This is a genomic window from Flavobacterium granuli (genome assembly GCF_031456055.1).
GTDB lineage: Bacteria > Bacteroidota > Bacteroidia > Flavobacteriales > Flavobacteriaceae > Flavobacterium > Flavobacterium granuli_A.
Genome location: NZ_JAVDTX010000006.1, coordinates 291197 through 317164 on the forward strand (window position 1 = coordinate 291197; position 25968 = coordinate 317164).

Consider the following 25968-nt stretch of genomic DNA (forward strand, 5'->3'; position numbering starts at 1 on the left):
CATCAGGTGGTTTTTCAATTCTTATAAAATAACTACAATGGTATATTCCCGTGTTTTCTATCAGGCGTTACACTTACTTTATTCTCTAACATACTAAACGCTTTTATCAATTTGCGTCTCGTGTCTTGTGGAAGGATAACCTCATCAACAAAACCACGTTGAGCAGCAGTGTACGGATTCGCGAACAACTCGGCGTACTCAGCTTCTTTTTCTAGAAGTTTGGCTTCATGGTCTTCGGCATCGTGAATTTCTTTTTTAAAGATAATTTCAGATGCGCCTTTAGCTCCCATTACGGCTATTTCTGCTGTAGGCCATGCAAAATTCATATCGGCACCAATATGTTTTGAATTCATTACATCATAAGCACCACCATAAGCTTTACGAGTGATTACGGTAACTCTTGGCACTGTAGCTTCGCTTAAAGCGTAAAGCAATTTTGCTCCATGAACAATGATTCCGTTCCATTCTTGGTCGGTTCCCGGCAAAAAGCCCGGTACATCCACCAATACTAATAACGGAATATTAAACGCATCGCAAAAACGAGTAAAACGTGCCGCTTTTATCGAGCTGTTTACGTCCAAACAACCAGCTAAAAACATTGGTTGGTTCGCTACAATTCCTATGCTTCTACCTCCCAATCGGGCAAAACCCACAAGGATGTTTTCGGCATAATTTTTATGGATTTCAAAAAACGAATCTTCGTCTATAATCCCTCCAATCACGCTGTGCATATCGTAAGGCTTATTCGGATTATCCGGAATAATATCGGCTAATTGCAAACGCACTTCATCTTTAAGTTCGTATGGCAAATTGCGTGCTGTTTCTTTGTTGTTTTGAGGTAAATAACTCAAGAGTCGTTTGAGGTCTTCCAGACAAACTACATCATTTGTCGAAGTGCAATGCGCCACACCCGACTTAGTAGAATGTGTACTTGCCCCTCCCAATTCCTCTGAAGTTACGGATTCGTTGGTTACTGTTTTCACCACATTTGGCCCAGTAACAAACATATAACTGGTGTCTTCAACCATCATCGTGAAATCAGTCATAGCAGGAGAATACACTGCTCCACCGGCGCAAGGCCCCATAATTGCTGAAATTTGCGGAATCACACCACTGGCTTGTACGTTTCTAAAGAAAATATCGGCATAACCACCCAACGAACGAACACCTTCCTGAATACGTGCCCCACCCGAATCATTCAGTCCAATCATAGGCGCTCCCATTTTGACAGCCATATCCATAATTTTACAGATTTTCTCAGCGTGTGTTTCAGAAAGCGAACCTCCAAAAACCGTGAAATCCTGAGCAAAAATATAAACCAATCTTCCATTGATGGTTCCGTATCCCGTGATAACACCATCACCGTAATACATTTCATTTTCCATTCCGAAATCGGTAGTTCGGTGTGTCACCAACATTCCAATTTCTTCAAAAGAACCTTCATCCATCAAATAATTGATACGCTCTCTTGCAGTCAGCTTTTTGTTCGAATGCTGTTTCGCAATACGCTTTAGTCCTCCACCCAAATGGGCTTCGGCAATTTTATCGTTTAGTGTTTTTATCTTGTCTTGCATAATTTACTGAATTGGTAAGCGTACGATTTTTTGATCTTCAAAATACTGTTTCAATGCCACCAAAGCAGCAATTTCGGCTTCCTGAGCCATTTGATTTTTCAACACATCAGCATTGTAATATTTCTTAACAAAATGTGTGTCGAATTTCCCCGAGCGAAACGCCTCGTGCTCAAAAACAAATTTCCCGAAAGGCAAAGTTGTATAAACACCTTCTACTTGATAACTTTCAATCGCTTTAATCATCAATTGGATTGCTTCTTCACGAGTTTGTCCGTAAGTGATTAATTTGGCCAACATTGGGTCATAATAAATCGGAATATCCATGCCTTGTTCAAAACCGTTATCTACGCGAATTCCTTCGCCAACTGGCAATTGATATACATCCAAATGACCTACACTCGGCAAGAAATCATTCATCGGATCTTCAGCATAGACACGCAATTCTAATGCATGTCCTTTTATTTTCAAATCTTCTTGTTTGATTGTCAACTCTTCTCCCCTTGCCACTCTGATTTGCAATTCAACCAAATCGGTACCGGTAATCAATTCCGTAACTGGGTGTTCTACCTGTAAACGGGTATTCATTTCAAGGAAGTAGAAATTATTGTTTTCGTCCAATAAGAACTCAACAGTTCCAGCTCCAAGATAATCACAAGATTTAGCTACCAAGACAGCTGCCTCACCCATTTTCTTGCGTAATTCCGGTGTTAAAACTGCCGAAGGCGCTTCTTCAACCACTTTTTGGTGACGACGCTGAATACTACATTCTCTTTCAAACAAATATAAAATGTTACCGTGACTGTCTGCCATCACCTGAATTTCGATATGTCGTGGAGAAGCCACATACTTTTCTATAAAAACCGAACCATCGCCAAATGCAGCAACTGCTTCACTTATGGCGCGATTCATTTGAGATTCAAAATCGGCTTCGCTTTCTACCACACGCATTCCTTTTCCACCACCTCCAGCCGAAGCTTTAATCAAGATAGGGAAACCAATTGTTGTTGCAGCTTGTTTCGCTTTTTCGATATCGGTAATCGCTTCATCAATACCGGGAACCATCGGAATATTGTATGCCTTAACAGCATCTTTGGCCGCCAGTTTACTTCCCATAATTTTGATGGCATGCGACTTTGGACCAATAAATACAATACCGTTTTTTTCGCATTCCAAAGCAAAATCAGCATTCTCACTCAGGAAACCATATCCTGGATGAATCGCATCAACGTTCAAAGATTTGGCCACTTCAATAATTTTACTTCCCAACAAATACGATTGGCTAGATGGAGCTTCCCCAATCCAAACGGCTTCATCAGCAAATTTTACGTGAGGTGCATTTCTATCGGCTGTAGAATAAACTGCCACGGTTTTAATGCCCATTTTTTGTGCGGTTTTCATCACCCTAATGGCGATTTCCCCTCTATTGGCAACTAATATTTTCTTCATATTTTAATAGATAAAAAGAGGAAAGACTTCAATAGATAAAAGAAGCAAGACCGTTTCACTACAAGAATCAAGACAAAATACTTCTATCTCTCTTCTTCCCTCTTGTTTCTTTCTTCTTGTCTCTTTCTTCTTGATTCTTACTTGTCCTCCTTATTCAAATTCAATTAATAACTGCCCTTTGTCTACCGCATCTCCCGTACTCACCGAAATGGATTTGATTACACCATCACGAGGCGAAAGAAAACTGTTTTCCATTTTCATGGCACCAAGAATAATTAAGTTATCATTCTCTTTCACAGTTTGCCCGACAACAACGCTAATTTCCAAAATTAATCCCGGCATAGGCGCCTTGATTGCATTAATCTGTTTGGTCAATCCAACTTCAAACCCCATTTCCTTAATCAAAATATCCAAAGGATTTGAAATGGCGACCGTATAATTTGTATTGTTTACCTTAACCGTATAGCTTTTATGATTGAAATCCGAAGTGATGATTTCCGCTTTATAAGGTGTGTTTTGATGCAGTATATGAAATTCATTAACTCCCGTAGGTATTGCATCCAGTTGAGAAATACTTTCCTTTTCAAAATCAAAATGGAAAGCATCGTTTACAGTTACTTTGTAATTATCACTCATTCTTGGTCTTTTTAGGGGAGTAAAAGTATGAAAAGAAAACGTTTTCGTAAACAAAAAAACAAATTCTAGACAAAATCATCCAAAGAGCATCAATTAGGGCGTGCCTCCAGTAGAAAATGGCCCTACTTTACTTTGCGCATATACGGCCCATTCTCTACTGGAGTCGGGCTATCCGCATTACTTCGGTAACTTGCTTCTATCCCTCACGCAAATCTGCTAGACAAGAAAATTAAGTGGTAAATTGTGATTCACACTAGAAAAACCTACAACACCAACAATCCAAATTCCCTCAAAGTATTCACAGGTTTTGAATACCAAAACAACTCAAAATCTTCTAGTTGCTGTTCAAAATCGGTTTTTACTTCCTGAAAAGAATAAGTTTTTGCATTCGAAACTGAGATTTTCTGAAGCATTTCAACAAGCCATTCTCCTTCCGCTTTATTGGTCTGAATAGTAAAACTTTCTTTTTTGTCGTGAAAAGTTAGAGCCATCATTTCCCAAGAATTACCTTTTTTGGATTTGGTAAAATGTTCTACAGTTGGTTTCCCTCCTAGCCAAACGATTTTGGCAGTAGGTTTAATATTAAAATTAGTTTCTTCCTGCAAGGCGTCAAAAATAAAATCAGCTCCAATTTTTGTCTTCGGAATTTTGAAATCAAACCAATCCTGCAATTCATAGTCAAAACAGATCCCATGCATAAAATTGAACAGCGATTTCTTGAGTCCAAAACTAAATTTATCGTGATCAATTCCTGTCGAATCAACAAAATTAATATCGTTATTAGCAAAAGTGCCAATGGCTTCCGTTTCTTTTACGGCTCCAAATTGCTCCGGAAACATTCCCACCGGGCTGTGTGCCGTCATCGCAAACTGATGCCAAAACCCCGATTGCAATACTCCCGCTTCAAACAATTGGCGCACCATTTCGAGGCTGTCAACCGTTTCTTGAATTGTTTGTGTTGGGTAACCGTACATCAAATACGCGTGTACCATTACGCCAGCTTCGGTAAAATTCCGAGTAACTTTCGCCACTTGTTCTACCGTTACGCCTTTATCAATCAATTTCAATAATCTGTCCGAAGCTACTTCTAGCCCTCCAGAAACGGCAATACAACCCGAAGCTTTGAGTAACAAACACAAATCTTGAGTAAAACTTTTTTCGAATCGAATATTTGTCCACCAAGTGACAGCCAATTTTCGGCGAAGGATTTCGAGTGCCAAAGCGCGCATCAATGCTGGTGGTGCGGCTTCATCGACATAATGGAAACCATTTTCTCCAGTTTGAGCAATCATTTCTTCCATTCGGTCGCATAACAAACTTGCTGCGACAGGTTCGTAAACCTTTATATAATCTAAAGAAATATCACAAAATGTGCATTTCCCCCAGTAACAGCCATGCGCCATTGTGAGCTTATTCCATCGGCCATCGCTCCACAAACGGTGCATCGGATTCACAATTTCGATAACCGAAATGTATTTATCCAAAAGCAAATCCGAATAATCGGGCGTTCCCACTTGGGATTGTTTGTAATCGTGTTGAGTGGAATTATTTTTATAAACTACTTTTCCTTCTTCTAGAAGAAATGTTCTTTTGTATGAATTGTGATTTGGATTTTCAATATTGACAATCAATTCTTCTATTGGTGTTTCGCCATCATCCAAAGTGATATAATCAAAAAACTCAAAAACTCGTGCATCCGAAAGCGAACGCAATTCAGTATTGGGGAAACCGCCACCCATTGAGATCTTGATATTTGGATAATGTTTTTTCACCCATTGTGCAGAACGAAAAGCAGAATATAAATTCCCCGGAAACGGAACCGAAATCAAGAATAATGTTGGCTGAATCGTTTCGATTCTTTCTTTCAAAATCGAAAGAAGAATGCTATCAATATATGTCGGTTCCTGTTGCAAGGCATCGTACAATTCATCAAAAGAATTGGCGCTTCTTCCCAGTCTTTCCGCATAACGGCTGAAACCAAAATTTTCATCAACACATGCGACTATAAAATCTGAAATATCCTCAAGATACAAAGTCGCCAAATGCTTGGCCTTGTCCTGCGTTCCCATCGTTCCGAAAGCCCAATCAAGTTCTTCCAATTGCGCAAATCGAGAAGCTTCCGGCAAGAAATCTTCCTGACAAATTTGAAGTGCCAAGGTTGGATTTTTTCCCTGCAAAAATGCAATAACCGAATCGATGGTTTTGATGTATTCGTCCTGTAAAGCTAGAATTCGTTTGCAGTTGTCCGTTGTTGGTTGTTGGTTGTTGGATTGAAATAAACTCTTCAACCCTTCTTTCGAAAACAATTTCAAAATCACTTCAATCCCTAAATCCCCCTGGACCGATTCAATATTTTTGGTATTTAGAAACCCTTTGATATAAGCCGTCGCTGGATAAGGCGTATTCAGTTGAGTAAACGGGGGTGTGATAAGGAAAAGTTTGGTTTTCAAGGGATATTATTTTCTACAAAAATAAGGGATATTTTTAGTTTCTCTCCATAAAAGCGAATTGCTATTTTTTATTTGTTGATTTATATCAAATTAAAAAACTGGATTGGATAATTTATAAATATTTAAATACATTTACAAAGTCATCCAAATTTGCATATAGTGAACCTAAAATTACTCTTCTTAATAGTATTAATTACAATTTCTTCATTTGCCCAAAATAAAAATAAGACTATTGGCTTTAAAGAAAATAAAGGTCAGATTATAGATCAAAAAGGCAAACCCAACAATGCCGTAAAATATCTTTTGAACTCTGGCGGATTAAATGTTCAGTTGAAAAAAAATGGTTTTTCGTATGATGTTTATGAAGCAAAAAAACATCCTATCAATCATTCTCACGACGAAAAGAAAAAACCTTTACCATTTCCATCAAAAGACAATGATAAACTTCCCGATTATACTTTAGAATACCAATTTCACAGAATTGACATTGATTTTGTAAATTCAAATCCAAAGGTAGAATTGACAACCGAAGAAAAATCTTTGGATTATGACAATTACTATAATGTACCCAACAAACCCGAAGGAGTTTTGATGGTGCATCAATACAAACAAATAACCTATAAAAATATTTATCCTAACATCGATGTGGTTTTCACGGTCCCAAAAGACACATTAAAAACGGTAGAATACAATTTTGTAGTTCATCCAAAAGGGAAAATATCAGATATTCAATTAAAATTCAGCGGAGCTCAAACAGAATTGATTGATAATAAAATCCGAATGAGTGTGCATTTTGGTGAAATGGTGGAAACCCTTCCAGCAAGCTGGACAGAAGATGGAGAAACCAAAAAGGAAATTGTGGTTGGATATACTCAAATCAAGAAGAATGTTTACGGTTTTGAAAGCTCGGAAAATGTTTCTAACAAAACGGTGATTATTGATCCTGTTCCTGTGAGACTTTGGGGGACTTATTATGGAGGAGAAAAATTGGACAGTCCATCTTCTGTTTTTGTCAAAGACGGTTTTGTTTATTGGGCTGGACAAACTTACAGCACTAACAATATTGCTTCAATAGGTGCTCATCAAGGTAACTACTCTGCAGAATGGGATTATGATAGTTTTTTTGCAAAGCTTAATTCTGATGGAACAAGAATTTGGGGAACTTATTATGGAGGAACTTATGCAGATGGAATTAGTCAAATTAAAGTTTCAAATAATGATAATATTTATATAGCCGGGACAAGTAAAAGCTATACTAACATCTCAACAAATGGAAGTTACCAACCTGTTAAGAGTGATTACTTTGACGGCTTTTTGGCTAAATTTGACACTAATGGTATCCGACAATGGGGGACTTATTATGGAGGATTAGACAACGACAAATTCTCTTCAATTATAATTGATTCTGATGAAAAAATATATGTTTCTGGTGAAACTGGTAGTAAGGAAAATATATCCTCAAATGGAGCATTTCAAACTAATTTTTTAACAACTATTTCAAACAATACTAACGGTTTAGTATATAATGGTATGATTATTAAATTTGATGCTAATGGAAATCGAATATGGGGAACCTATTATTATCCAGGAACCCTTTTTGATTCAAAAATAAATTCCAATGGAGAATTATTTTTTTTAGGAACATCTTTAGATTTATCGTTACCACAATCAGAATGGAGAAGAAAAGGGTTGCTAATAAAACTGGATCCAAATGGAAACAAAATTTGGGATAAGTTTTTTGGAGGTAACAGTGAGGATGTTTTTATTAACCTTGGAGTAGACGCAAATAATAACCTGTACTGTTCTGGGAATACTTATAGTAACTCAGGGATTGCAACTACTGGGGTTTATCAAGAAACTTATATACAAAATCATATATCTACTAATAGTGGATGTATTTTAAAATTTAATCCAAATGGAGACAAAATTTGGGGTTCTTATTTTTTTCCAGAAACACTTGGAGCATCCGTTTCTAAAAATGGTGACATTTATTTTACAGGAAGAGTAGAAAACGGATTTGTCGCTACTCCAAATTCATATCAAGAAATCCCTTTAAGTAATAATGCTGGCACCGATTCCTATTTAGTAAAATTTAGCACAAATGGACAAAGAGAATGGGCTACGTATTATTCAGGAGAAAGTGCTGATAATGCATACATTACAGCAGTTGACAATGATTCTTACATTTATTTGTCTGGTATGACAAATAGCCAAACAAATATAGCAACACCAAATACATATCAGCCAAACCTTTACCCTAGTAGTGTAAGTTATCTACCAAATGTAGCAGATGCTTTCTTGGTAAAATTTAAAGACTGTTATTCTTTAATTAAAGCCTCCTCCAACTCTCCAGTCTGTATTGGAAAATCTCTTGAACTAAAAGCATCTGGAGGAACAAACTATTTGTGGACAGGCCCAAACGGTTTCATCTCAATAGATCAAAATCCAACAATTCCAAACGCAACAGCTTTAAATAGCGGACAATACAGTTGTAACATTACAGGAACAGGAACTTGTGATGGTGTTCTTACTGTTGATGTAATTGTTGGCGATACAGTTGCTCCCATTCCCAATCTCACAACTCTCCCAACAATCATAGGAGATTGCCACACCTTAATAACAACAATTCCAACCGCCACAGATACTTGTGCAGGAGTAATTACAGCTACTACCTCAAGCCCACTTTTCTATAGTTTACCAGGAACTTATACAGTTGTTTGGAATTATGATGATGGAAATGGAAACTCGATTACTCAAAACCAAACCGTTACGATTAGCAGCCAACCATTACCTACGGCATTATCCCCGCAACCGTTCTGCATTCAACAAAATGCAACTTTAAAAGATATTACAATAACAACTGGCCAAAACATAAAATGGCATGATAAATTAACAGCTGGAATGTTTTTATCGAATACAACTCCTCTTCAAAACGGTATCTCTTATTATGCTTCACAAACAATAAATGGCTGCGAAAGCGAAAGAATCCCTATTGTCGTTAACATTCAAAACACAATCGCTCCAACAGGAGATGCTTCTCAAAGTTTTTGTTCCAGTCAGAATCCAACTTTGAGTACTATAGCAGTAGTTGGGTCAACTATAAAATGGCATGACAGCTCAACTCTTGGTAATCTTTTAGCAGATAACACGGCTTTAGCGAACGGTAAAACCTATTACGCTTCACAAACAGAAAACAATTGCGAAAGCGTTAGTAGATTGGCGGTAACTGTTTCTTTGATCAGCACTTTGCCTTCCAATAATTATGACTTCTCTGTTTGCGATGATTTGAATGATGGTACAGAATACGTAAAACTGGACGACTTTAATTCATTTTTAATTTCAAACAGTGCCAACTATAGTTTCAGTTATTATAAATCGCTGCCGGATGCCGAAAATGATTTGGTCGCTAATAAAATAAAAAATGCTCCCAATTACAAATTAACATTGGGAGAAAATAGAATCTACGTCAGAATCAATTCAAGTACGCCTTGCTATGCAATAGCCGTTTTAAAAATTTCTCTTTTTCCAAAACCAATTATTCCTATTCAGGATATTGTGCCTATTTGCGAAAACAAAAGTATTTTGATAGATGCTGGCTCGGGTGCCGACAGTTATTTATGGTCTAATGGGAAAACTGACCAAACCATCACCATAGACAACCCTGGAGATTTATCGGTAACTGTTACCAAAACTTACGGTGCTCTTTCTTGTTTCAGTGATAAAATATTTATGGTAAAAACATCCAATATTGCTAAAATAACTTCAATAGAAACCAAAGACTGGACAGACAATGATAACACGATTACGGTGTTTGTAACTGGATCCGGGGATTTTGAATATTCAATTGACGGAACTAATTACCAAAACAGCAACCAGTTCTCTGGTGTAAATAGCGGCGAATATACAGTACACGTAAGAGACAAAAATGGTTGTGGTACAGCAACCGAGGAAGTGTATTTATTGATGTACCCAAAATTTTTCACTCCAAATGGTGATGGATTCAATGATACATGGAAAATCAAAGCTTCGAACACTGAAAAGGATATTACGCTAAAAATATTCGACCGGTTTGGAAAATTACTCAAAGAACTGGATTCAAATTCCAATGGGTGGGACGGAACTTTTATCGGACAAACTCTCCCCTCCACTGATTATTGGTTTGTTGCTACACGAAAAAACGGAAAAGAATATAAAGGCCATTTTAGCTTAAAGAGATAAAAACATATTATAAAAAAAGCCCATTCATTGGACTTTTTAAAATATGAGAGTAAAACACTAAAGTTATAAATCAAAAAGATTTGCAAAACGTTTTTTGCAAATCTTTAATAAACTGTATTGTTATTTAATTTAAAATTTGTGCTCTTTCTTGCTAATAGCCAACAAAGAAAATAAAGAAATGCAAGCTGCTAATGTCAGATAAAAACCAACATAAGTCAAACTGTAAGTTGATGCAAGCCAAATAGCAATCATAGGTGCAAAAGCTGCCCCAATAATTCCAGCCATATTAAAGGTCAATGAAGCTCCCGAATATCGAACGGCAGTAGGAAATAATTCAGATAAAAACGTTCCTAAAGGCCCATAAGTGAATCCCATCAAAGCCATTCCAGTACACAAAAAGAAAGTTACCATTACTGTACTACCGGAATTTAAAAAATGGGAAAAGAAAAAACCAAAAATTGCAATGGAAATGGTAGCAATAATCAACATTTTGCGTCGTCCAATTTTATCTGCTACTATCGCTGAAACCGGAATAAAAAAAGCAAAAAACAATACCGAAAACAACTGGATCAATAAGAAATCTCTTTTCTCATAACCCAAATCTGAAGTAGCCCAACTCAATGTAAAAACGGTCATTAAATAAAACACCAAAAATGTGGTTATAGATGCCAAAGTTCCAAAAAGCAATTGGTTTTTATACGATTTAACCAAAGTAAGAAAAGGGATTTTAACTTCTTCATGTTCTTTTTTAGAATTTTCGAAAGAAGGAGTTTCTGTGATTTTAGTTCGGATATAAAAACCAACAACTACCAAAAGTGAGCTGGCAATGAAAGGAATTCTCCAACCATAATCCATAAAATCCTGATTATTCATTGAGTCTGTTAACAATAAAAATGTCCCTCCGGAAAGCAGTAAACCAATTGGCGCTCCTAATTGCGGAAACATTCCATACCAAGCGCGTTTGTTGGGTGGTGCATTTTCAATTGCCAATAAAACAGCTCCTCCCCACTCGCCTCCAAGCCCAACTCCCTGCCCGAATCGACACAACATCAATAACAAAGGAGCGACAACACCAATACTGGCATAACTTGGTAAAAAACCAATGGTCACAGTAGAAATCCCCATAGTCAGCAAAGCTGCTACTAAAGTAAATTTACGACCAATCTTGTCACCATAATGTCCAAAAAATGCTGAACCCAATGGACGTGATATAAAAGCTATCGAAAAGGTTGCCAACGATTGCAAGGTTGCCATCGTAGTGTCTGAACTTGGAAAAAACAATTGCGGGAATACCAAAACGGCAGCGTTGGCATAAATATAAAAATCAAAAAATTCTATTGTGGTACCTATTAAACTGCCAAAAAGAACATGTTTTAAAGAATTTACTTTGCCAGGTTTGCTTGTTTCTACCATGTGGATTTTATGTTGTTAAACTAATTAATAACTGAATTTAATTTTCAAAAGTAACAAAGATTTTGTTCCAATATTTTTTGGTAATTTAGCATCAAATAAACTTTGAATATGCCAACAGACTGTATTAGCTACCAAAACTCTGGATATTTCTCTCCTTTGATGAATGATTATTTAAACCAAAAAGAGCCTACACAGTTGTTTTACAATCGATTTCCAAATCTTGAAAATTTCGAAGAACAAATAAAGGAAAAAAAAGAAAATTTCGATTGTAACAGTATTAACAATTTCAACACAAAAAGATCTGTTTTAGTTACGGTTCTGAAAAACCAATATTCAAAAATTCCCACATCAGATCTGACGAAACAAAATATTGAAGCTTTGGCTAGTGCTGATACTTTCACAATTACCACAGGACATCAGCTGAATTTGTTTTCCGGCCCATTGTATTTTTTGTATAAAATTATTTCGACAATCAATCTGACTAAAGAATTAAAAACAAAATATCCTTCCCAAAACTTCGTTCCCATTTATTGGATGGCAACCGAAGATCACGATTTTGAAGAAATCAATTATTTTAGTTTTAAAGGGAAAAAATTCAACTGGAATAGAGAAAGTAAAGGACCTGTCGGAAGGTTATCTACAGAAGGTCTTGCAGAATTCCTAGAGATATATGCCCTTGAAATTGGCTCCAGCACCAATGCCAATACTATCAAAAAACTATTTAAAGATTCCTACATCAAGCATGACAACTTAGCCGATGCAACGCGATTTTTAGCCAATGCTCTTTTTGGAGCATCAGGTTTAGTTATTTTGGATGCTGATGATCAGAATTTGAAGCGCAATTTTATTCCTTATATAAAAGAAGAATTGCTTCAACAAACATCTTTCAAAACGGTAACCGAAACCATTGAAAAATTAAACGATTATTTCGTTCAAGTGAATCCGCGCGAAATCAATTTGTTCTTCATTGAAGACGATTTACGCGAAAGAATTATTCTCGAAAACGGAATTTATAAAGTCAACCACACGAAAATCGAATTTACCGAAACTGAAATACTGGCATTATTAGAAAGCAATCCAGAAAAATTCAGTCCCAATGTTATCATGCGTCCGCTGTATCAAGAAGTCATTTTACCCAACTTATGCTACATTGGTGGAGGAGGGGAAATTGCTTATTGGCTGGAATTAAAGTCTTTTTTCGCTTCCGCAAAAGTCACTTTCCCAATCTTATTGTTGAGAAACTCTGTTCTTTTGGCAACTGAAAAACAGAACAAGAAAGTCGATAAATTAAACCTGTCTTGGGCTGATTTATTTACCAAACAAGCAACTTTAGTAAATCGTATTACCCAAAAACTATCAGATTTTCCGATTGATTTTACTGAACAAAAGAAAGCTTTAAAAAAACAATTTGAAATGCTTTTAGAATTGGCTAACCATACAGACAAATCATTTTTGGGAGCTGTAAAAGCACAGGAAACGAAACAAATCAAAGGATTGGAAACTCTTGAAAAGAGATTATTGATTGCTCAAAAAAGAAAATATCACGATGAATTGAAACGCATCATTGACTTGCAAAACGAATTATTTCCTAATCAAAGTTTGCAGGAACGTCAAGCTAATTTTTCTGAATTTTATCTGGAAAACGGAGAACGCTTGATTCCTCAAATAGTGAGCCAACTTAAACCATTAGAACAAAATTTCAATACAATAGTTTTAGACTAAAATATAAACCACCCAAAACTAACCACAAAACCAATGACCAAAGACCGCCTTATTTCGCTTGATGTATTTAGAGGATTAACAATTTTTTTAATGACCATTGTCAATAATCCTGGTAGCTGGGCAGCAATTTACCCTCCATTAGAACACGCTGAATGGCACGGCTGCACACCAACCGATTTGGTTTTTCCTTTCTTTATTTTCATCATGGGAGCAGCAATTTCATTTGCAATGCCTAGTAAAACCTATGACAGTACCACTTTTAATAAAATATTCACTCGTTCGCTTCGTATGATATGTCTAGGAATATTTTTCAACTTTTTTAGCAACATACAACTCTTCGGAATAGAAGGTATCCCCTTAATTATTGGTCGTCTAGTAATTACCGCTTTAGTTGGTTATGCCTTAATGGGAAATTTTGATGCTAAACTAAAAACGTATTTGGCAGTTGCAATTTTTATCATTTACATGATTCTTGCGTATAGTGGCATCGAAGCGTATCAATCAGTTCGTTTGCCCGGTGTTTTGCAACGTATCGGAATTGTCTATTTTATTGCTTCTCTTTTGTATTTGAAAACTACCCAAAGAACACAATTACTCACAGCTATCGGAATTTTGCTAGGATATTGGGCAATCATGACACTAATTCCGGCACCTGGATTCGAAATTACAAACCTTGAAAAAGGAACCAATCTAGCGGCCTGGGTTGATAACATTTTCTTAAAAGGACACATGTGGGAATCCTCCAAAACCTGGGATCCAGAAGGAATACTGAGTACCATTCCTGCCATTGTAACTGGAATAATAGGCTTATTGATTGGACAATTGCTAAACAGTACATTATTAAAAACCGAAAAATTTAAAAAAATACTCTTTATAGGAGTAATTCTAATTGGTTTAGGACAAATTTGGAATATCTTTTTCCCTATAAACAAAGCACTTTGGACTAGCTCATATGTTTTATACACTGCTGGACTTGCTACACTTACATTATCAGCTTTATACTACATCATTGACATTGCCGATTATAAAAAAGGAACCAAATTATTCCTCATTTGGGGAGTAAACCCAATGATAGTTTTCTTCCTTTCTCAAATTGTTCCGCAGGCCATGGTTATGATTTCGCTTACAAACCCAAAAACACCAACAGAGCAAATTAACCTTTTGGACTATTTATATGCTTTTGGAGTTCAGCCTTTTTTCAGTAATCCAAAGACAGCTTCATTAATGTTTGCCTTACTTTATGCTGGTATCTGGTCTATACTCTTGGCGTATTTCTACAAAAAGAAAATGTACTTCAAAGTATAAAAAAAAGAAAAACAACAGTAATAACAGATTTTCATCATTAAATTGACGATTTGCTAAAATCATTCGATAAAAAAAGTATATTTTTGCACAAAATTTTAAAACACAGAAAAATGGCAACTAATAGAACTTTTACAATGATTAAGCCTGATGCAGTTCAAAACGGACACATCGGAAATATATTAGCAATGATTACAAACGGTGGTTTCAAAATCGTTTCTCTAAAATTAACTCAATTAACAGTTGCAGATGCTCAAGCATTTTATGCTGTACATGCTGCAAGACCTTTCTACGGAGAATTAGTAGAATTTATGTCTCGTGGTCCAATCGTTGCTGCTATTTTAGAAAAAGATAACGCTGTTGAAGATTTCAGAACTTTAATTGGTGCTACAAACCCTGCTGAAGCTGCTGAAGGAACTATCCGTAAAGCATATGCAACTTCAATCGGAGAGAATGCAGTTCACGGTTCTGATAGCGATGAAAATGCTGCTATCGAAGGTGCATTCCACTTTGCTGGAAGAGAACAGTTCTAGTATTCAGATTGCAGATTATATAAAAAATCCCATTCATTTTGAATGGGATTTTTTTTTTATAATCTATCGGGTCTTTACTCACTTTTTCTGCAATCTGCCTTCTTATTTCTGCTATCTGAGAACTACATCCCTTACCACATCTCTACGCAGTTCCTCATTAATCATTTTAATAATCTTAGATTTTCCGTGACTTAGCTCCTCTCGCAAAACCGCTGATGTCAACTGAACATACAAAGTCGAACCTTTTAAAACCACATTATTGGTATAACTGTTCACACCATTCCCCATCAAATTTCGCCAGGCATCTTTCACATCAATCTCATCCATTCCAGACTGCAGTTTATTGACCTCGATAATTTGCTTCAAAACGTCCCCTATCGAACTTTGATTATTTAGCCTTTTTGCCATAGTCATCTAGATTTATTGGTCCCGCTTTTTTATAATGATATTCCTTTTTCTCTGCATTCAAAACAACTAACTCTTTATCTGTCAAAGTCAGTATTTCCTCGCTCCATTTCATGTAAGGCGTACTGTAATCCAAAAAAATCTGGTCATCTGCAAAACGCACTTTCACATTTTCAAACGTATCGTTTACTAAAAAAGTACCGTCCAATTGCGGCATTACTTTTTTGCGAATCCCAACATTCTTTTTATCTATTTGAAAATAATCAAACGATTCATTCGCTCCATATTTTTTCTCATTTCCATCTTCAAAGACCACTTTTTCAATTTCCCAATAACCGCTGATTTTAGCAACGTCAGCAGGATTTATTTTTTGCTTGCACCCAACAAATAAAAGTGCAATTAGTAAAACACCAAATACTTTTTTCATAAAATAATTATTTTTTTAGGAGCTATTCCTGCTATCCGCTTGTATCTTTTTTGGTGAAGAAAAATCACCCAAAAAAGGATACCGCTGCTATCAGGGCTAGGGCATCCCGTTAATCTACATCTTCAACTAATACAACAAAGTTAAACTTTAAAAATCCAAAGAAAATAAAAAAAACTTCCCCTTTAAACTATTTTCAATTTTTTGAAAAAGAAAAATGACAACAATTATGTTTACAACAGTATACAAGAAATTATGACATATCTTGCCTTACTGAAGATCGATAAAGAAAAACGTAAGTTATCTATGCTTTTAAGTAAAAAAATATATGGTTCTCTACAAAAAATGAGATTCATACTAATCGAAGAGGTTACAGATAACGTAAACCTCGCTTTATACGATTTCGACGAAACATATAGTCAAAAATAAGTGCTTTACATTTGTAAAAACAGCTTTCTATTTCTTTTGAGTCCTTTTAATAATACCCAAAACAAAGAAAACAACACCAATAATCATTAAGAAATAATACAAGGGAATACTTTTCTCTCTAAAGATGTTAGCCAATACAAATGCAATAATACTAACAAAGTAAAAGTAGATAGGATTATATTTTTTCATAAAAACCCAACTCAATTATTTAAAAAAACTATCCACAAACTCGTATTTATTGAAAACCTGCAAATCTTCAATTCCTTCACCAACACCAATGTATTTAACCGGAATTTGAAATTGATCTGAAATACCGATAACGACACCTCCTTTGGCAGTTCCGTCCAATTTGGTAACCGCAAGAGAAGTCACTTCGGTAGCTGCAGTAAATTGTTTAGCTTGTTCAAATGCGTTTTGTCCTGTAGAACCATCCAAAACAAGCATTACATCGTGAGGAGCATCACCAACCACTTTCTGCATTACTCTTTTCACTTTTGAGAGTTCGTTCATCAGATTAATTTTATTGTGTAAACGACCGGCAGTATCAATAATAACAATATCTGCATTTTGAGCTACTGCGGACTGTAAAGTATCAAAAGCTACTGAAGCAGGATCACTTCCCATATCTTGACGAACAATAGGTACGCCTACTCTATCTGCCCAAATTTGCAATTGGTCAATGGCTGCCGCACGAAAAGTATCCGCCGCACCAAGAACCACTTTAAAACCTGCTTTTTTAAATTGATAAGCCAGCTTTCCAATTGTTGTTGTTTTACCTACTCCATTCACACCAACTACCATCAAAACATAAGGTTTGGTATTTACTGGAATAACAAATTCCGTTCCTTCCCCAGTGTTAGTTTCCGATAATAATCCTGCGATTTCGTCTCTCAAAATTTGATTGAGTTCGTCAGTTCCAAGATATTTATCAGCTTCTACTCTTTTTTCAATACGGGTAATAATTTTAAGGGTTGTATTGACTCCTACATCAGAAGAAACAAGAATTTCTTCTAAATTATCCAAAACATCATCATCTACTTTTGACTTTCCAGCCACTGCTTTGGTTAACTTGGAAAAAAAAGTAGATTTTGTTTTTTCTAAACCTTTATCTAATGATTGCTTCGCCTGTTCGCTTAGGTTCGAGTCTTTTTTCTCTGAGGAGAATATTTTTTTAAAAAAGCTCATGGAGTTTTATGATTTGGAATTTACATTTGTCAACTTAAACAAGAAAAATCAATTAAAAACAATCTATTTTGTCTTTAAAGAAATTCTCAAAAAGCATTTTAATTTCAAGGTGTAAATATAGAAAATAAAAAAGCTACTTCCGAATGAAAGTAGCTTTTCTATAAAATGTAATAGTTATTATTTCTTTTTCAAGAATTCATCAACTTCTTCAGGAGCCATAATAGATTCAACGAATGTATATGCGCCAGTTACTGGAGATTTCACCATTTTGATGGCTTTTGATAATCTCTTAGAAGATGTTTGTAACGATGCTACGGTTTTCTTTGCCATGATTCAAATGTTTTACAAAACTTTTACTTAAGTAAAAATCTCTAATTATTTAATTTCTTTATGAACAGTTACTCTTTTCAAGATTGGATTAAATTTTTTAATCTCTAATCTGTCTGGAGTATTTTTCTTGTTCTTAGTAGTTATATATCTTGAAGTACCTGCAACACCAGTAGTTTTGTGTTCAGTACATTCTAAAATTACCTGGATTCTATTTCCTTTCTTTGCCATCTTGCTATTTTTTTATTTTGGAAAAGATTATTTAATAAATCCTTCTGACTGCGCTTTTTTCAAAACTGCAGCGATTCCATTTTTATTAATTGTTTTTATCGTAGATGCTGCTACTCTAAGAGTAATCCATCTATCTTCTTCTGGAAGATAAAAACGCTTTTTAACTAAGTTTACAGAAAATTTTCTCTTAGTTTTGTTCATAGCGTGAGAAACGTTATTTCCTACCATCGCTCTTTTACCTGTAAGGTCACAAACTCTTGACATTATACTTATCTTTTATCGTTATTCAAAATCAGGGTGCAAAGAAAAGAAAAATAAACCTATAAACCAAAATATTTATTGTTCTTTTTTTGAAATTTCTTTAAGCAATATTTCGAGGCCTTTAACTGAAGCCCTATCTATCACTTTTTCACGTGGTTGACCAAAATTAAACTCCTCAACCAGAATTTGATTTGGCGTAGCCAATGCTATAAATACTGTCCCAACTTCTGCTGCTTCATCACCTTTTGAGGGACCAGCATTTCCTGTCGTTGCAATTGCATAATCCGTTTTTAGCAATGTTTTTACATTCAAAGCCATCGCTTTTGCAACTTCCGCACTCACAACACCATACTCATTTATTAAAGACTCAGAAACACCAAGTACATTTATTTTCACTTCAGTCGCATATGCCACAACACTTCCTTTAAAATAATTGGAAGCCCCAGGAACCGAAGCAATCATTTCGGCAATTTTACCTCCGGTACAACTTTCAGCAGTTGACAACGTAAGATTTCTCCTGGACAACATTCCTCCCAAAATCACTTCTATCGTTTCATCTTCCTCAAAACCAACAATTATATCATGAATAATAGCATCCAAAGATTTTACATATTCATCAATTGCTTCTTCTAACCTTAATTTATTTTTTCCTCGGCCAGAGATACGTAAACGCAATTTCCCGGGTGATGGCAAATAAGCCAATTTCAAAAACTCAGGCAAACTATTTTCCCATTCCTCCAAACGTTCAGCAACCAAGCTTTCGCCCTGCCCATAAGTCAATATAGTTTTATGCAAAATATAAGGTCGCTCGTATTCTTTTACCAACTTTGGAACAATTTCATTTTCAACCAAATATTTCATCTCGAAAGGAACTCCTGGAAGCGAAACAAAAACAGTATTTTCTTTTTTTATCCACATTCCCGGCGCAGTACCTACTTGATTATGAAGAACAGTGCACTTAGAAGGAACCAAAGCCTGATCTTTATTGATCTGAGTTATTTTTCTTTTGAAATACCCCTCGATGAGTTCCGTAACATGAGCTAAAACAACTTCATCAACCACTAAAACATCTTCAAAATAATCACAAAAAGTTTTTTTGGTAACATCATCTTTTGTAGGCCCCAACCCTCCTGTGATTACAACTAAATCCACTTTATTTTGAAGTTTAGAAAAAGTTTCCAATATATGTTCAGCCGAATCGCTGATCGAAATAATTTCATCTATTTCAATACCAATCTTATCCAATGATTTCGCTATAAAAGCCGAATTCGTATCTACTATTTGACCAATTAAAATCTCATCTCCAATAGTGATAATGCTTGCTCTCATATATTTATTGTTATTAAATAAAAAAATCCAACAACTGCACACTAATACAGTTGTGGATTATATGATTAAAATTCTTGTAACTATATAAAAAACTAAGGATTAAAGATCAAAATCTTTTCTCAACTCTTTAATAGCATCTTTAACCTGAGTCTTAACACTTTTGTAAGTCTCAATTATTTCTTTCTTTTTACCTTCTGCTTTCGTCCAAGCTTCTATTTGCAGAATTTCCTCGAAAGCCACATTTAACCCTAACAAATCTAATGTTGGTTTTAATTTATGGGCAAAGGCATAAGTATGTTTGTGATCTTTGTTCTTAATTCCCTCTCCAATTTGCATTAAATCTTCAGGAACTTCGGTAACAAATAAATTCAAAATTTCATTCACAAACTCTGGATCATTATCCGAAAGTGCGTACACTTTTGCTAAATTGTATTTTAAAGCCATTATTTTACTTGTATTCTAAATAGTTTTTGTCCTTCTAAAAATCCTTCTAAAACATCATCTGGTTTTACTGCCGCAACTCCTTCTGGTGTTCCCGTAAAAATAATATCACCAATCTTTAAAGTAAAAAATTGAGAAACATACGATACCAACTCATCAATATTCCACATCATCATGCTGGAATTCCCCTTTTGTACCGTAACATTATTGTTCGTTAATTCAAAAGTAACATTTTCTAACGAAACAAACTGGCTTTTAGGCAAAAATTCTCCAATAACCGCCGAACCATCAAATGCTTTGGCTTTTTCCCATGGAAGTCCTTTTGCTTTCAACTTCGCTTGTAAATCCCTTGCAGTAAAATCAATTCCAACACTAATCTCATCATAATATTTATGAGCAAACTTAGGCTCAATATACTTTCCTACTTTACTTATTTTCACAATAAGTTCAATTTCATGATGAATATCCTCCGAGAATTCTGGAATTACAAAAGGATGCTGTTTTAATAAAATAGCCGAATCCGGCTTCATAAAAACAACTGGCTCCGAAGGGCGCTCGTTCTTTAATTCTTCAATATGATTGGCATAATTTCTACCGATACAGATTATCTTCATTTTTTCTTTAAGTTGCTGAATTACTAAGATTCCAAGACCCTCAGTACCTTACTTTGTATTTAATTTTCTTAATTTTATGGCCGTCAAAACTTTTTTGGTGTACAGAGGAAAATCTGCATTCTGAATCCAACTAAAATAACCAGGCTCTGTTTCCAGAATTTTATCAACTTTGGCTCCTTTATGCTTTCCGAAAGTGAAAATTTCTTCATTATCGGCATCAAAAGCAATCATTCCTGCAAAATCAGCTATTTTTTTTCTAGTACTAAACTCTGATAAAGATTTCATATCGTTTTCCAATTCGGGATAACGATCCAGTTGCGCCATTAGGATTTCGTAGGTCGCCATCGTATCTGCTTCGGCTGAATGGGCATTTTCCAAACCTTTTCCACAGTAAAATTTTAAAGCTGCACTCAAAGTACGCTCTTCCATTTTATGAAAAATAGTTTGCACATCTACAGAAACTCTATTTTTCATATCAAAATCAACCCCAGCTCTCAATAATTCTTCAGCCAATAACGGAATATCAAAACGATCTGAATTAAATCCCGCCAAATCACTGTCCTTAATCATATTATAAACCTGCGGAGCCAACTCGTTAAAAGTAGGTTCATTAGCCACTTTTTCATTGCTGATCCCATGAATAGCCGTTGACTGTGCTGGAATTGGAATAGTTGGATTCACCAACCATGTTTTGCTTTCTTTATTGCCGTTTGGAAAAACTTTAAAAACTGATATTTCCACAATCCTGTCTTTTCCGATGTCAATTCCTGTAGTTTCAAGATCGAAAAAACAAATTGGCTTATTGAGTTTTAGTTCCATTTTTTGTATTTGAATTGGTGCAAATATAAAGATTTGACATTGATTTCATTTAAAGTCAAGACTAAAAATACCAAAAAAAGAAAACCCGAAAAACTATAAAAATTTGTCGGGTCTATTTTCAATTTAAACTGAATTAATAATCTCTATTTATATCAAATGCCTCAAGATATTCGGCTACTCTTTTCACAAATGCACCTCCCAACGCACCATCAACCACTCGGTGATCATAACTATGAGACAAGAACATTCTTTGACGGATACCTATAAAATCACCTTCTGGAGTTTCAATTACTGCAGGCACTTTACGAATAGCTCCCAATGCTAATATCCCTACTTGCGGCTGATTAATAATTGGAGTCCCAAAAACACTTCCAAAAGTCCCCACGTTTGTAACTGTATAAGTTCCTCCTTGAGTATCGTCTGGTTTTAGTTTACCCATTTTTGCACGGTTCCCTAAATCATTAACAGCTTTTGCCATACCTACCAGATTCAATTGGTCTGCATTTTTAATAACAGGGACGATTAAATTACCATTTGGCAAAGCTGCTGCCATTCCAAGGTTGATGTTTTTCTTTTTAATGATAAAATCACCATCAACAGAAATATTCATACCTGGATAATCTTTCAACGCCTTAGCAACTGCTTCCATAAATATAGGAGTATAAGTCAATTTTTCGCCTTCTCTTTTTTCAAAAGCGTTTTTAACTTTATCTCTCCATTTTACAATATTAGTCACATCAACTTCGATAAATGATTGTACGTGAGCCGAAGTTTGAACCGAAGCTACCATATAACCCGAAATCAACTTACGCATTCTATCCATTTCTACAATTTCATCACCACCATTTACAGAAACAGGAGAAACGGTTTGAGATGGAGTAACTACTGAAGCTTTTGGAGCTTCAACAGCTTTAACAGGCGTCGCCACTACAGTTCCAGGTTGAGAACCTCTATTTTTTACGTAATTCAATATATCTTCTTTAGTAACACGTCCTTCTTTCCCAGAACCATTGATACTTACTAATTCACCTAAAGAAATCCCTTCTTCTTTTGCAATGTTTTTCACCAATGGAGAAAAGAATTTATCACTTTCAGAAAAATCAACTGGAGTTGCAACCGATTCTTTGGCTACCTCAACCGTTTTTTGTATTTCCTCAATAATTGCTGGCGCTACTTCTGAACTTACAACCTCAGCATTTCCACCCTCTGTCTCTATAATAGCTATGGTTTGTCCCACTTGAACCAAATCGTCTTTTCCAAACAATTTTTCGACAAGAACACCTGAAACCTCCGATGGAACTTCAGAATCTACTTTATCAGTAGCAATTTCCAAAACTGCATCATCTGCTTCAATTTTGTCTCCAACTTCTTTTAACCAATTTGTGATGGTTGCTTCTGCAACGCTTTCTCCCATTTTAGGAAGCTTTAATTCAAATCTTGCCATATTGTTAATCTAAAAGGTGATTTTGATTTTCAGTTTGCGAAATTATTAAAAAATATCAATATAAATTTCACTAAATGTAATTTTTATTTGATTTTTACAATTTCACCTGTATCATTAAAAGAATCACTTCCAATGATAAAATTTGCCTTTTTGGGAATAATTCTAAATGTAATTCCTTTGTTTCTATGCTTTTCATGAATATTAATGCATTCTTTAAAGGAAACAAACTCATTATCCAGAATAATCTGTGACCCATTTCTTATTGAAATTGATGACAAATTTACCTCTTTTTCTGTTTTCAAATCGAGAAAATCAACCTTTTTTTGGACAAGTAGCGCTATTATTTTTACCAATGCATCAGATGCCGATACAAGCAAATAATTTTCAGGAATAGTTTTAGCTTTTGATCTGCCTTGAAATCTTTTTATTAAAGAAAAAAACACAATTCCAATTTTCATGAATACAGAGAAAAGATATGAAACACTAAAATGCTTTCTATAGAAAAACTCCATAGCTTCTTGAAAACGTTTCATATAAATACCGTCCTTAATTGTACTTTCACCTTTATAATGTATTATAGTTGTTTCATGAAAATAATAATTGATTTTTCCTTTCAGCAACACCCTATATGACAAATCAATATCATCTGAATACATAAAGCAGTTTTCATCAAAACCACCTACTTCCTTATACAATTCTTTTTTTAGAACCATAAAAGCACCAACTAAAATTTCCACTTCCCCTGTTTGGTTCTCGGATAGATCTTGGGCATAATATTTATTAAAAAATGGAGACTTTGGAAATATCTTATACAGACTCGTAATTTTGGTAAAGGCTACCCAAGGCGTGGGAATTCCTCTTTTGCTTTCAGGAAGAAAATTACCAGCTCCATCTATCAATTTTACGCCTACGATTCCTAAGTTTTTTTGTTTTCGGGCAAATGCTAGCACCTTTTCAAACGTATCTTCAGCAACGACGGTATCTGGATTCAAAATACAGACATAATCTCCTTTGGCTTCTGTAACGCCAATATTATTCCCTTTCGGGAAGCCTAAATTTTCATTATTTTGGATGAGTTTCACATTTGGAAAACAAGTTTTCAACATCTCACAACTATCATCTTGGGAATTATTATCAATGACAATTATTTCGGAATCTATGTTTTTCAAAGCGCTTTCTACGCTTAAAAGACACAGTTCTAAAAAAAAACGGACATTATAATTGAGAATGATTACGGATAGTTGCATTTTTCAAAGATATATTTTAAGCCGTAAAGTCACAAAGTTTCCTAACTACAAAGTAGCCCATGAATACAAACTTCTATAAAATCTTAAAAATTCTCTGAAAGAGCAACTCTAAAAGTCCAATCGTCTTTACTTACTCCATAATCTAAGACTAGATTACAGTCATTAACCTTGTTCCATTTTATCCTTAAACCGGTTCCGACAGCAGGTGTCCAATTGTCAAAACGATAAGAATCTAAATTGGATACAGAAGAAAGATTTCCATAAAAAACTGCTCCAAGGAAACCATTTTTAGTGATATCAGTACGATATTCTGCTTCCGTATATAACAAAGAATTACTGCGGTAACGGTTTCGAGTGAAGCCCCTTCCTGTTTTACCATATCGATCCCAACCAACACTTGGCAAATCCAAATAATGAGGTTTTCCATCAAAAACAGCCCAATAGAACACTCTGGTTGCCAAAATCTTATGACGCGTTTCACTAAACGAATGATACTTTCTCGCGTCTATATATATTGACTTCCATTCAGTGTCACTGCCAAAAGCCTTGGAATTGATGCGATAATCGGCCTCAAAATAATAACCTTGTTTGGGATTCAAAATGTTTTTCCGAGAATCATACAAAGCCTGAAAAGCTATTCCTGACGAAAGCTCATTAGAGTAGTCACCTCCTTGATATTTATTAAAATCTGTCTGCCCCTCTATTTCAACGTCTTCGGAAATATCTTGATAATTATCTAATTGAAAACCCAATCCCAAACCAAAATTTCCCTTTATTTTTCTAGTTGCAAATTGATAAAATCGAATTTGCTGATAATGAACTTCCGATTGCGGATTTTTGGAACTGTTCCCTCCCAACCCGTATGTAAACTGCGGATAGATCATATACCTGTAATCGCCAATGAAATTATATTTGTTGTCTTTGGTATAAATATAGGATTGTATAGGAAAAGAATATTGCCCCGAAAAACTCGTCGTTGGGGTAAAATAGACTTCTGACATTTTGGTAGTTTCATGATTTTCATCTAAAAAAAAAGTAGTTACAAATGAAACCACAAGTCCGCCTTCGGCGCTTTTCATATCGGGGGCGGGCATTAATGAAAAAGCAATTTTACCTGGTTCTTTATTCTTTACTGTATCATTTTTTACAAAAATACTTTTCAGAATGTGTTTCATATCCAAACTATCACTTCTGAAATCAATTTTCTGTGAAAACGAAGAAAATGAAGAAGTAACAACAAAAAACAGAAGTAAACTACGTTTAATAAAACCCATATTTTTTTGATTGGTATATAAGGAATACTATCTTTTAGCTTTTCAAATATAATGAAAAAACAAAGACACAGAACGCGACTTAAGCCCATTTAAATCAATACATTAATACTAAATTTGATTAAGATTGACGAGCTAGTTGTTGATGTTTCTTAACCAAACACAAACCCATAAAACCTATCTAGCCCTGATAGCAGTGGAAGTCCTCCCTATTTTTCCGGAAGATTGCTTCACTTAATTTTTTATT

22 protein-coding genes are annotated in these 25968 nt (G+C 35.2%); 4 read left to right on the forward strand and 18 right to left on the reverse strand.

Annotated elements, in window-relative coordinates; translation table 11 throughout:
- Nucleotides 1-32 precede the first annotated feature (32 nt).
- From J2W95_RS14235 to J2W95_RS14250, 4 genes are all read right to left on the reverse strand, one after another.
- The gene (locus J2W95_RS14235; RefSeq protein ID WP_310008164.1) at nucleotides 33-1574 is read right to left on the reverse strand and encodes an acyl-CoA carboxylase subunit beta; all 1542 of its coding nucleotides are present in this window, start codon (nucleotides 1572-1574) and stop codon (nucleotides 33-35) included.
- Between the two features lie 3 nt (nucleotides 1575-1577).
- The gene (gene accC, locus J2W95_RS14240) at nucleotides 1578-3020 is read right to left on the reverse strand and encodes an acetyl-CoA carboxylase biotin carboxylase subunit (protein WP_310008166.1); all 1443 of its coding nucleotides are present in this window, start codon (nucleotides 3018-3020) and stop codon (nucleotides 1578-1580) included.
- 150 nt (nucleotides 3021-3170) lie between these two features.
- Nucleotides 3171-3656 (reverse strand): acyl-CoA carboxylase biotin carboxyl carrier protein subunit, encoded by a 486-nt coding sequence (locus tag J2W95_RS14245; protein ID WP_310008168.1) that lies wholly within the window; start codon nucleotides 3654-3656, stop codon nucleotides 3171-3173.
- 263 nt (nucleotides 3657-3919) lie between these two features.
- Nucleotides 3920-6106 carry a B12-binding domain-containing radical SAM protein gene (locus J2W95_RS14250; protein ID WP_310008170.1) on the reverse strand — a complete coding sequence of 729 codons (2187 nt, stop codon included), beginning with the start codon at nucleotides 6104-6106 and terminating at the stop codon, nucleotides 3920-3922.
- A 159-nt stretch (nucleotides 6107-6265) separates the two neighbouring features.
- Here J2W95_RS14250 and J2W95_RS14255 point away from each other — a divergent pair, with 159 nt between their 5' ends.
- Nucleotides 6266-10324 (forward strand): DUF7948 domain-containing protein, encoded by a 4059-nt coding sequence (locus J2W95_RS14255; RefSeq protein WP_310008172.1) that lies wholly within the window; start codon nucleotides 6266-6268, stop codon nucleotides 10322-10324.
- A 129-nt stretch (nucleotides 10325-10453) separates the two neighbouring features.
- Here J2W95_RS14255 and J2W95_RS14260 read toward each other — a convergent pair whose 3' ends face one another.
- Nucleotides 10454-11737 carry an MFS transporter gene (locus tag J2W95_RS14260; protein WP_310008174.1) on the reverse strand — a complete coding sequence of 428 codons (1284 nt, stop codon included), beginning with the start codon at nucleotides 11735-11737 and terminating at the stop codon, nucleotides 10454-10456.
- A gap of 108 nt (nucleotides 11738-11845) precedes the next feature.
- On the opposite strand from J2W95_RS14260, the gene bshC reads away from it, so the two are divergent.
- The 3 genes from bshC (at nucleotide 11846) to J2W95_RS14275 (ending at nucleotide 15294) form a co-directional block, all read left to right on the forward strand.
- A complete protein-coding gene (gene bshC, locus J2W95_RS14265) occupies nucleotides 11846-13459 on the forward strand; it encodes a bacillithiol biosynthesis cysteine-adding enzyme BshC (protein ID WP_310008176.1) in 1614 nt (537 codons plus the stop codon).
- Nucleotides 13460-13492: 33 nt separating this feature from the next.
- A complete protein-coding gene (locus tag J2W95_RS14270; protein WP_310008178.1) occupies nucleotides 13493-14764 on the forward strand; it encodes an acyltransferase family protein in 1272 nt (423 codons plus the stop codon).
- 110 nt (nucleotides 14765-14874) lie between these two features.
- Nucleotides 14875-15294, forward strand: a complete 420-nt coding sequence (locus J2W95_RS14275) for a nucleoside-diphosphate kinase (protein WP_035625955.1) — start codon at nucleotides 14875-14877, stop codon at nucleotides 15292-15294.
- A 111-nt stretch (nucleotides 15295-15405) separates the two neighbouring features.
- Here J2W95_RS14275 and J2W95_RS14280 read toward each other — a convergent pair whose 3' ends face one another.
- The 13 genes from J2W95_RS14280 to J2W95_RS14340 all read right to left on the reverse strand — a co-directional run bounded on the left by J2W95_RS14280 (nucleotide 15406) and on the right by J2W95_RS14340 (nucleotide 25724).
- Nucleotides 15406-15702 carry a DciA family protein gene (locus J2W95_RS14280; RefSeq protein WP_077376378.1) on the reverse strand — a complete coding sequence of 99 codons (297 nt, stop codon included), beginning with the start codon at nucleotides 15700-15702 and terminating at the stop codon, nucleotides 15406-15408.
- Nucleotides 15683-16126: a lipocalin family protein gene (locus tag J2W95_RS14285; RefSeq protein ID WP_310008181.1), complete on the reverse strand. Its 444-nt coding sequence runs from the start codon at nucleotides 16124-16126 to the stop codon at nucleotides 15683-15685. The genes J2W95_RS14280 and J2W95_RS14285 overlap by 20 nt, the downstream gene beginning before the upstream one ends.
- Before the next feature lie 630 nt (nucleotides 16127-16756).
- Nucleotides 16757-17737, reverse strand: a complete 981-nt coding sequence (gene ftsY / locus J2W95_RS14290; protein WP_310008183.1) for a signal recognition particle-docking protein FtsY — start codon at nucleotides 17735-17737, stop codon at nucleotides 16757-16759.
- A gap of 177 nt (nucleotides 17738-17914) precedes the next feature.
- On the reverse strand, nucleotides 17915-18067 hold the full coding sequence (locus J2W95_RS14295) for a DUF4295 domain-containing protein (protein WP_100429907.1): 153 nt from the start codon (nucleotides 18065-18067) through the stop codon (nucleotides 17915-17917).
- A gap of 45 nt (nucleotides 18068-18112) precedes the next feature.
- On the reverse strand, nucleotides 18113-18295 hold the full coding sequence (gene rpmG / locus J2W95_RS14300) for a 50S ribosomal protein L33 (RefSeq protein ID WP_007805817.1): 183 nt from the start codon (nucleotides 18293-18295) through the stop codon (nucleotides 18113-18115).
- Nucleotides 18296-18322: 27 nt separating this feature from the next.
- Nucleotides 18323-18559: a 50S ribosomal protein L28 gene (gene rpmB, locus J2W95_RS14305; protein WP_024980263.1), complete on the reverse strand. Its 237-nt coding sequence runs from the start codon at nucleotides 18557-18559 to the stop codon at nucleotides 18323-18325.
- A gap of 72 nt (nucleotides 18560-18631) precedes the next feature.
- Nucleotides 18632-19885 (reverse strand): CinA family nicotinamide mononucleotide deamidase-related protein, encoded by a 1254-nt coding sequence (locus J2W95_RS14310; RefSeq protein ID WP_310008189.1) that lies wholly within the window; start codon nucleotides 19883-19885, stop codon nucleotides 18632-18634.
- 99 nt (nucleotides 19886-19984) lie between these two features.
- Nucleotides 19985-20329, reverse strand: coding sequence for an Hpt domain-containing protein (locus J2W95_RS14315; protein ID WP_310008191.1), 345 nt, complete (start codon nucleotides 20327-20329; stop codon nucleotides 19985-19987).
- Entirely contained in the window at nucleotides 20329-20940 is a 612-nt protein-coding gene (locus J2W95_RS14320; protein ID WP_310008193.1) for a fumarylacetoacetate hydrolase family protein, read from the reverse strand. Before J2W95_RS14320 ends, J2W95_RS14315 begins: the two co-directional genes overlap by 1 nt.
- Before the next feature lie 48 nt (nucleotides 20941-20988).
- Complete coding sequence (locus J2W95_RS14325) at nucleotides 20989-21759, reverse strand: exonuclease domain-containing protein (protein ID WP_310008195.1); 771 nt, start codon at nucleotides 21757-21759, stop codon at nucleotides 20989-20991.
- Nucleotides 21760-21892: 133 nt separating this feature from the next.
- Entirely contained in the window at nucleotides 21893-23203 is a 1311-nt protein-coding gene (locus J2W95_RS14330; protein WP_310008197.1) for a dihydrolipoamide acetyltransferase family protein, read from the reverse strand.
- 83 nt (nucleotides 23204-23286) lie between these two features.
- A complete protein-coding gene (locus J2W95_RS14335) occupies nucleotides 23287-24450 on the reverse strand; it encodes a glycosyltransferase family 2 protein (RefSeq protein ID WP_310008199.1) in 1164 nt (387 codons plus the stop codon).
- Nucleotides 24451-24533: 83 nt separating this feature from the next.
- Nucleotides 24534-25724 (reverse strand): BamA/TamA family outer membrane protein, encoded by a 1191-nt coding sequence (locus J2W95_RS14340; protein WP_310008202.1) that lies wholly within the window; start codon nucleotides 25722-25724, stop codon nucleotides 24534-24536.
- Nucleotides 25725-25968: the final 244 nt, after the last annotated feature.